Annotated in this window: 6 protein-coding genes and 3 pseudogenes; 5 read left to right on the top strand and 4 right to left on the bottom strand. The window is 67.1% G+C overall.

What is annotated here, in order from left to right; translation table 11 throughout:
* A pseudogene (locus BO39_RS28680) lies at positions 1 to 289 on the bottom strand (IS630 family transposase); the annotation flags it as partial.
* Between the two features lie 456 nt (positions 290 to 745).
* Positions 746 to 1,018 carry a hypothetical protein gene (locus tag BO39_RS28675; RefSeq protein WP_043840198.1) on the bottom strand — a complete coding sequence of 91 codons (273 nt, stop codon included), beginning with the start codon at positions 1,016 to 1,018 and terminating at the stop codon, positions 746 to 748.
* Positions 1,019 to 1,325: 307 nt separating this feature from the next.
* On the opposite strand from BO39_RS28675, the pseudogene BO39_RS33400 reads away from it, so the two are divergent.
* Both BO39_RS33400 and BO39_RS28670 read left to right on the top strand, forming a co-directional pair.
* Positions 1,326 to 1,439 (top strand): annotated as a pseudogene (locus BO39_RS33400) (IS481 family transposase); the annotation flags it as partial.
* 191 nt (positions 1,440 to 1,630) lie between these two features.
* Entirely contained in the window at positions 1,631 to 1,828 is a 198-nt protein-coding gene (locus BO39_RS28670; RefSeq protein WP_043840196.1) for a hypothetical protein, read from the top strand.
* A gap of 129 nt (positions 1,829 to 1,957) precedes the next feature.
* Here the strand turns inward: BO39_RS28670 and BO39_RS28665 are convergent, their stop codons facing one another.
* Positions 1,958 to 5,302 (bottom strand): error-prone DNA polymerase, encoded by a 3,345-nt coding sequence (locus tag BO39_RS28665; protein ID WP_052403007.1) that lies wholly within the window; start codon positions 5,300 to 5,302, stop codon positions 1,958 to 1,960.
* Complete coding sequence (locus BO39_RS28660) at positions 5,302 to 5,523, bottom strand: hypothetical protein (protein ID WP_043840194.1); 222 nt, start codon at positions 5,521 to 5,523, stop codon at positions 5,302 to 5,304. Before BO39_RS28660 ends, BO39_RS28665 begins: the two co-directional genes overlap by 1 nt.
* A gap of 388 nt (positions 5,524 to 5,911) precedes the next feature.
* Here BO39_RS28660 and BO39_RS28655 point away from each other — a divergent pair, with 388 nt between their 5' ends.
* The 3 genes and pseudogenes from BO39_RS28655 to BO39_RS28645 all read left to right on the top strand — a co-directional run.
* Complete coding sequence (locus BO39_RS28655; protein ID WP_043840192.1) at positions 5,912 to 6,535, top strand: hypothetical protein; 624 nt, start codon at positions 5,912 to 5,914, stop codon at positions 6,533 to 6,535.
* Entirely contained in the window at positions 6,536 to 6,751 is a 216-nt protein-coding gene (locus BO39_RS28650; protein WP_043840190.1) for a hypothetical protein, read from the top strand.
* 140 nt (positions 6,752 to 6,891) lie between these two features.
* Positions 6,892 to 7,227: pseudogene (locus BO39_RS28645) on the top strand (transposase); the annotation flags it as partial.

The following is a 7,227-nucleotide window of genomic DNA, read 5'->3' as shown; positions in this document are numbered from 1 at the left end:
CCGGTGCCACGCCGCGCTCGATCAGGGCCGCCCGGATCTCGGCCAGGGTGATCCCCTTTCGGCTGGCCGTCAGCTCCCGCAGGAACGCCTCCTGACCTGCCAGCAACGGCTTGCGGTACCCGCCGATCTTGGCCGGTGCCGTGCTGCCGGTCTGGCGCACCCGCCGGACCAGCTTGATCGGCGCCGAGGCACTGACGGCGAACCGGGCTGCTGCCTCCCGTGCCGAGGCGCCCTCCTCAACAGCCCGAACCAGGCGCTTGCGCAGGTCCTGCGACAGGGGTGCCGTCATCACCTGCCTCGCTGCTTCATCAACAGCGTCGAATCAGAACCCGCGAGTCCGTGCAAGCCTGAAGTGCTCTAAGGTTAGACCGTAGACAGCTGCAACCCATGTTAACACTCAACCTATTGTAGTGTGGCGTCGTTACGCTGCGCCGTCGTCGCTCATCCCCCTTGGCTCCGCGGTGCATCAAGGGAGAGCATGAGTGCCTCCGTGACGGCTTCACCACCATCAATCATGGCGGCTCGGGCTGCCTCCCACGTCATCACCGCCACGACCAACTCGCGCTGGTGCCAGCCAGCGTCCTGAGCCTCGGATGCCAAGCCTGCCAGGATCGGTACGACGGCTTGCCCACAGAGGGAGAAGCGTCGGCCAGGATCGACGTCCATGGGAGGCGGAGGAGAGATTGGGGTTGTGCGATTGGGCATAGCCGCATGCTGCCAAATCGGCAGCAGCACCGTCGCCATCTTAGTCCTCTGATATGCTCTCGCGGGACTGCTCGGCCTGGCTCATCTCGCGAGCCAGCAGCAACAACATCCGCCGCTTGTCAGCCGGCAGCCGCTCCCAGTGCCGCAGCAGTTCCATTCGCCCGACCGCCCCCGGGCTGGGTGGGCCGTGCAGGGCCTTGTCTATCCACTTACCGACCTCGCCAGCCGCAGGGTGCTGGAACACCTCAGCCGGTTCGATCGTGGCATCGAGCGGGTTGGGGCGGCCATCGAAGGGGGTGGGGGGCAGAGGCATGGCGACGCACATTCTAGGGACCCAACGAGTTCGTCGCCAAGTGGAGTTGGTCAGATTGTCTCCAAGTCGCCAACGTTTTTCCTCGGCGCAAAGCTCTCCCAGGGCATCTGCTTGTCCAATGCTGCTAGCGTGGCACGATGGCGCATGATCCTCGCGCACCGCCTCTGCCTTTCACTCTTTTTAGCCGCCGCTCTTCTCGGCTCGCTGCCCGCCTCGGCCACCGAGCTAACCGGGAGAGTGGTCGGCCTAGGTGTTTGATCCCAGGGTTTGATGGTGCAGTCTTTTCCCCTGAGTGGAAGGACGCACTGTGGGCCAGCTTCTCCACGGTAGCGCCACAGCGACGGAGGCAGTCCGTCGAGCGATACACCATAGTCAAGAGAGCCTAAGGGGGCTGGCCCGGCGCTACGGGATCAGCCCTAAGAACGATCCTGCCGCGTGATCGCTAACGCCATCCCAACCTCCCAGACCAGCCGTCACGAGGAGCGAATCACAACCGCCGCACCGGCGGAATCACATCCGAGGCAGTGGTCAAGGCCGTTGGTATAACTTTGCAACGGAACCCTTCTCCACCCGTGCCTACTCGACAGTTACCGGCGGCGGGCGGCGGTTTCGGTGGAGTTCTCCGGAAGCGATGAGGATCGCGCCCGGGATATCGCGGCCCATTGCGGTGTCATCCTCGCCGCCGTGGCAGCAGGGCGAGCCGAGCTGGTCCGCATGCACCGCGCGCATCAGATTGATGATGAAACGCTCCACGATCTGGAACGCGGCCTCGACCTCGAAGAGCTAGTGGCACTCGCCGCTAAGGACTGACCGGCATCTCTCCGACTTGCTGGAGCAGTACTCCATGCGATAGAGGTGGGCAGGACCGTCAGCATGGCTCGCCGTCCGCACTCGTTCCCCAAGTTCGGTGCTGCCACGGGTCTGCAGATTCGTTGCGCCTCACTTAAAGTTCCTGCTCCGCGGCAGCTTCGTCGGCGGCTGGCGCCTGCTCCCCAGCTCTGGCCGCCCGACCTCGTCTGCCCGCCCCAGGATGCGCTCTGCCCACTCGCCACCCTGGTCGGCCAGCGAGAGGCCGTCGAGGATGTCCGAGCGGTCCTCCAGCTTGGCGACGATGAGGTGGTTCACCGCCACCTCCACGTTCTCCTCAAGCCGTTCAACCCTGCCCTCGGCTACGAGGAGGCGAGCGCCGACCAGGGCTCGCCGGTTCTCCTCGGCCACCTTGGCGAAGATGACGAGATTGCCGACACCGTGCTCGTCCTCCACGGTCATGAATATCACGCCTTTGGAGCTACCCGGCCGCTGGCGCATCAGCACGATGCCGGGCAGCCGAATCCTTGCGCCATGGGGCAGCGTGGTCAGGCTCCGGGTGTCATCCAGGCCCAGGCCGTCCAGCACGGGCCGCAGCAGCGCCAGCGGATGGCGACCCAAGGTCAGACCGGTCGAGCGGTAGTCCTCCACGACGTGCTCGCCCTCGCGCTGGTGTGGCAGGGCCGCCTCGGGTTCCGCCATCAGGGGCACCTCCGCCATAGCTGCCTCGGCCGTATCCCGTGCCACGGCGAACAGCGGCAAGTTCTGCGGCCCGGACGCGGCCACCCCGGCGTCCCATGAAGCCCGCCTTCGGCTGATCCCGGTCGAACGAAAGGCGTTGGCCGCCGCCAGCGCCTCCAGGGTGCGGCGCCCAACCTGCGCCCGCATGGCGGCGTCCTCCACGCTCGCGAAGGGCGCCCCGTTCCTGGAGCGTCGGGCCTGCAGCAGGTGCTTGGCCTCTTCCTCGCGCAACCCGCTGATCAGCCGCAGCCCGAGCCGGATGGAGAGCCCGCCGCGGCTGGCGGTCTCAGGCTCCAGCCCACTGTCCCAATCCGACAGGTTGACGTCCGCCTCGTGGACGATCACGCCGTGGTCCCGCGCGTCCCGCACCAGCTGTGCGGGCGCGTAGAACCCCATGGGCTGGCTGTTCAGCAGGGCACAGGTGAATACCGCCGGGTGGTGGCACTTCACCCAGGCGCTCGAATAGACGAGCTGCGCGAAGCTCGCCGCATGGCTCTCAGGGAAGCCGTAACTGCCGAAGCCCTCGATCTGGGCGAAAACCTGCTCGGCGAACTCCTGCTGGTACCCGCGCCGGACCATCCCGGCGACCAGGCGCTCGCGGTAGGCCGCCACACCGCCGGTGATCTTGAAGGTCGCCATGGCCCGGCGGAGCTGGTCGGCCTCGTCTGGCGTGAACTTGGCCGCGACGATGGCGATTCGCATCACCTGCTCCTGAAAGAGCGGCACGCCGAGCGTTTTGCCCAGCACCCGCTCCAGCTCGTCGGCAGGCCCGTGCTCCAGGGCAGGGGAGGGGAAGGTGACCGGCTCCTTGCCCGCCTTCCGGCGCAGGTAGGGATGCACCATGTCACCGGCGATCGGGCCGGGGCGGACGATCGCAACCTCCACGACCAGGTCGTAGAACTTCTCGGGCCTGAGGCGGGGCAGCATGTTCATCTGCGCCCGGCTCTCGACCTGGAAGACGCCGACGCTGTCGGCCCGCCGCAGCATGGCGTAGGTGTCTGGGCACTCGCGGGGTAGCGTGGCCAGGTCGTGGTCGGGCCCGCCGTGGCGGCGCAGCAGGTCGAAGCTCCGCCGCAGGCAGGAGAGCATTCCAAGCGCCAGGACATCGACCTTGAGGATCCCGAGGGCGTCGATGTCGTCCTTGTCCCACTCGAGGACGGTCCTGCCGTCCATGGAGGCGTTGCCGACCACCGCCAGCTCGATGAGCGGTCCCCGGGTGATGACGAAGCCGCCGACATGGGTTGCGGTATGCCGGGGGAAGTCCTGGATTTCCTGTGCAAGCTCCATAGTCATGGCGAGCCGAGGGTTGCTGAGGTCCAGCCCCTCGCTGGCCGCGAGCTCGGCGAGGTCCTTGTCCGAGCCCGGCCCCCAGCTCGCCTTGGCGAGGCGGCCGGTGACGTCCTCGGACATCCCCATGGCCTTGCCGACCTCGCGGATGGCTGACCGGCCGCGATAGCGGATCACCGTGCCGCAGATGGCCGCCCGCTCCCGCCCGTAGCGCTCGTAGATGTGCTGGATGACCTCCTCACGCCGCTCGTGCTCGAAGTCGATGTCGATATCGGGCGGCTCGCCCCGGGAGGCCGAGACGAAGCGCTCGAAAAGGAGGTCGTGCTTACCGGGATCAACGGCGGTAACCCCGAGCACGTAACAGACCGCGGAGTTCGCGGCCGATCCTCGGCCTTGGCACAGAATGCCGCGCTTGCGGGCGAAGCGGACGATCTCGTGAACCGTAAGGAAGTAGGGCGCATAGCCGAGCCGGTCGATGAGGCGGAGTTCGTGCTCGACGCGGCCTGAGATCTCCTCGGGCACGATGGTCCAGCGCTCCGCCAGAGCTTGGTCCACCCGTGCCCGGAGGGTCTCGATGGCCGTGTGCCCCGGCTCCAGCACCTCGTCGGGGTACTCGTAGCGGAGCTGGTCGAGGCTGAAGCCCCGGGCGGCCTCAAGGACACGCAGGGTGTTGGCGATGGCATCAGGATGACGCCTGAAGCGGGCGCCGATCTCGTCGAGGGGCTTGGGGCGGCGCTCGGCGTTCGGCTCCGCGTCGAAGCCGATCCCATCGATGGTTCGCCCCGTGCGGATGGCGGTCAGGATGTCGGCGAGGCGGCGGCGCCCGGCAACGTGGTAGCGGACGTCGCCGGTGGCGAGGAGCCAGCCCCCCACGCTGCGGGTGAGGTCGGCGAGCCGATCGAGCCTGCGGACGTCACCGCCGCTAAGGGTGTTGGAACCCGCGACCATGAAGGGCAGCGTCAGACGCCGCAGGTCGGCCGCATCGCGCCGGACGCGCGTCACGAAATCCTCGTCAACATCAGCTGGAGGAATGATGGCTATGGCCCATCCTCCGGCGGCCTCGATCAGGGCGCCGCGGCCAAGCCGGAAGTTATCCTTGGGCGAGGTGAGGCGTCCCCGGGACAGGAGTGCGGTCAGGCGCCCGTAGGAGGCCCGGCAGGTCGGCCAGACTAGGTACTCGGCGCCGTCCTCCAGGGCGAGGCGGCAACCAACCACGAAGGGGATGCCCGCTTCCTTGGCGGCCACGTGCCCGCGGACGACCCCGGCTAGGGTGTTGGTGTCGCAAAGGCCAATACCCGCGTATCCGAAGACCTGCGCGGTCGCGACCAGCTCGGAGGGATGCGATGCCCCGTCCAGGAAGGAGAAGTTCGACTTGGCCCCGAGCTCCGCGAACGCCTGCGGGGCGTCGGCACGCCGATCCCGCGCAGACCCGTCAACCTGCGCAGGCATCAGGTGCTGTGGGGCTGGCGCGGCGGTTTCTTGACCACCATCAGGTTGGCGCGCTCGAGCTGCGCTGCTAGCTGCTCGGCGAGGACGGCGGCCGCGACCTCCCATGCGGCGCCGCGGCGCGGGCGGCCCCGTTCGTCGTGCCGAAGCGCATAGGCGAGCACCTCGGCCACCTCGTCGCCAGAGGCAGCAATCAGGGGCGCCGCCGAGGGCTCATCCGCCATGGCGTGTCTCCTGGCGGGTTGGGAAGAGGGCCGGGAGTTCAAGCTGCCGCTCGTTTCGGAACGGACTCTGATCGACTCCGGTGAGCACGGGCGATCCTGTGCCCTTCGCTGGGTAGAACCCGAGCTCTCTGGGAACTTTGGCGGAGACTGGGGACGATTCGCGCATGCGTCGAAGCTGTTGGATGTTCGAGAACAAATCAAGAACATTAAGGTGGATAAAGGAGCGCACTTCCACTTCATTCGCCTGGTGAGCCGCAGAGATGGCGAAGGGAAAGGCAGTCCTGACCTTTGGAGATGCTTGGAATCACGGGCTCTTTAGCGCGGCAGAAGTCGGTGGACAGCGTGAACTCGGTTGTGCATGTTCCTATTTTGTTCGCGGGAGTCGCGCATGGAGGAAACCTTGAGTCCGGGACGCGTGCGCTCCGTGCGCGATCCAGAAGCCTCTGTCTACCGGGCCGACACCGGCGCCACGCAGGCCTTCCTGGAGGGCTACGTTCGTCAGCGGTTCCTTCGCGAACTCGATGACGAGGAGACCGTTGTCCGGAGCCTGCCCTTCTACGCGACGGGCACTGGCGCCACCTTCGCCGCCATTGCCGTCGTGGCCCCGCAGCTCCGACAGGCTCCGCCTAGCTACGCCGTGCCCATTGCTGCCGCCTTCGCCCTCGATGCGGCGCTAATTGTTGTGTCCATCGCCTGCCTTCTAGCGGCGCTCGTCCGGCGAGGCGTGCTCGACGTGGCGCCCGAGGCGGAACTGCTCCGGTCAGCGGGCCAAGTGTCACAGGAAACCAAGGAGCAGTTTGCGGACGCGACGCCAGGGGAGCTGGAGAGCATCATCCTGGCCAGGGTGCGCGGCAGTCTCATCGCGCAGATGATTGTCGCGACCGCGCGCAACCGGGTGTTGAATCGGGAACGTAAAACTTGGAGGAACCGAGCCTTCGTAGCCCTTGTCGGCGCGTTATTGCTGACAATCGGCGGGCTCGTCGCTACGTTCGCCGCCGGAGGGCTCAGGTAGATGCTCAAGGCGGTGCGCGACGTCGCTCCCGAGGGAGCGCAGAACCCCGACGAAGCGGGCGGGGAGGCACGCCCGCGATGGGGTGAGTTCCCCAAGCTGGTCGAGGAGGACCGGGGCAGTCCGGCCCCTGTCCCGCCGAGGCGCCCGCCCGACACGAGGGAGCTTCGCGGTCTCACCGACATCGCGATCTCACTCGGGAACCCGCGGGCGCGCTAGCGTAGGGACCCGTTGGTTAACTCAGTGTCAGGTCTAAATGGCTGATCCCACAGTTGGAGGTGCTGCGGGTGGGCTGACCTTCTCCCGTAGAAGCGGTCCGCTGGTAAGGTGAGACCGGCGGAACCGTGGAGGGTGTTGGGATGGCAAGGAAGCACCACAAGCCGGAAGAGATGGTGGCCAAGCTGCGGCAGGTCGAGGTGATGCTGGCGCAGGGCAAGGCCACTGCCGAGGCGGTGCGCACGATCGGGGTGACGGAGCAGAGCTACTACCGTTGGAGGAGCGAGTACGGCGGCCTGAAGCTGGACCAGGTGAAGCGGCTGAAGCAGCTGGAGCAGGAGAACGGGCGGCTCCGCAAGGCCGTGGCGGATCTGACGCTCGAGAAGCTGGTGCTGAAGGAAGCCGCCTCGGGAAACCCGTGAGCGCCGCCCGCCGTCGGGCCTGCGTCGAGCACGTCACGGGCAAGCTGGAGGTTTCGG

The sequence above is a fragment of the Roseomonas aerilata DSM 19363 genome, assembly GCF_000711725.1.
Classification (GTDB): Bacteria; Pseudomonadota; Alphaproteobacteria; order Acetobacterales; family Acetobacteraceae; genus Roseomonas; species Roseomonas aerilata.
Note: the sequence above shows the minus strand (reverse complement) of the source record. Positions and strands in the feature narration are given on the sequence as shown.